This is a genomic window from Flavobacterium cheongpyeongense, assembly GCF_003202435.1.
Taxonomy (GTDB): Bacteria; Bacteroidota; Bacteroidia; order Flavobacteriales; family Flavobacteriaceae; genus Flavobacterium; species Flavobacterium cheongpyeongense.
In genome coordinates, this window is record NZ_QJHK01000045.1 from 1 (window position 1) to 1,420 (window position 1,420).

At 30.7% G+C, this 1,420-nt stretch carries 1 protein-coding gene; it reads right to left on the reverse strand.

What is annotated here, in order from left to right:
* Positions 1-118 precede the first annotated feature (118 nt).
* Positions 119-1,339: an IS4 family transposase gene (locus DMB65_RS21825; protein WP_110308725.1), complete on the reverse strand. Its 1,221-nt coding sequence runs from the start codon at positions 1,337-1,339 to the stop codon at positions 119-121.
* Positions 1,340-1,420: the final 81 nt, after the last annotated feature.

Here is a 1,420-nt window from a genome sequence, read left to right on the forward strand (position 1 = left end):
TTTTTTCTTTATTCTTCAAGGCTTTACGAGGTTTTAACCTAGTTCAGCTTGTTTTCGACTACTTTATTGAGAATTCGATGTACTAAAAAATATAATTTTTGGTTTGTTCTATCGAATTTTATCCGGTTGCTAAATAAGCATCAAACAAACCTAATTGACCATAGTTTTGAGTATTTAATTCCCAGTCTTTTTCAGGACTTTCTAAAAATTTAGTTAGGTGAATGTAATTGAATAAATGAATTCTACAAAAACTAACTAAATTCGAGAAAGACCATTTTCGTTTCAAGCTTTTCTTTACCACACCTAGCAAAAGATTTACTATTAGAACACAGTAAATTTGGATTTTAATAGCGTTTTCATTGTCTCCTAAAAAATATTTTAGTGGAAAATTTTGCTTAATTTGTTTGAACAAAAGCTCTATCTGCCAACGTATTTTATAAAGCGCAGCTATTGTGTCTGTTCTGAAGTCAAATAGATTACTAATAAATTCAAAGCTTCTTTTGTGTTCTCTATCATAGTACTTTATTTTTCTTAATTTCAATATGGTTTTTGCACCTTCTTTATTGACTTCAACTTCAATGATTTGATCCGATAAAATACCGCTGTGAATGTTCTCTGGAATGTCATTTGTTTGTGTTACTTCAAATTTTGCATTCTCTTTTATTCTCGTTACAAAACCTGTTTTTTGATTTGTAAAATGCCCAAAAGCTTTGTAATCATTGTATCCTTTGTCAAATATATAAACGGTATGTTCATCGCATTTTAGTTTTTTCAAAAACTGATGATCATGTGTTGCCGCTGATGTGAACCAAACTAAACTTGGTACTTTTTCATCAGCATTTATTACACTATGCGATTTAATTCCTCCTTTGCTTTTTCCATCAACAGACTTTCTGCCAACACATTTTAATATGTCTTTAAACAAGCTTATTGTGGTGCTATCTACAATTTTAACATTCTTACTCAAAGCTTCTTTAATTCGGCTGTCCGATAAAATAAAGCCATATTTCTCAAGTAAATTGGTATAAATTTCTTCAAAAAACTCAACCTTTCGTCCCTTGTTGGCATCCGACAATGTACTCTTTTTGGGAAGAGAGTTGATTCTAACAGTTTCTTCTTTACCAGACAAACCAAGCATTCCTGCAGATACTTCTCGTAAAGAGTTGCACTTTTCTATGCAACAAAAAATCATACTAAATAGATGATCTTGACTCTTGAAGCGTTTTACATATCTGTCTGAATTATATTTCTCAACAGCTTTCTGAATCATTGAATCATCTATTAAAGAAATTAGCTGTCCGAAAACAGACTTAGTCGAAAAATACTTATTTTTACCCATCGTTATTTGAATTTTGCAACTCTAAATTACGATTATTTTAGAAGCCATTAATTTGGCTTCTTTTTTTAGCGGACAACAATG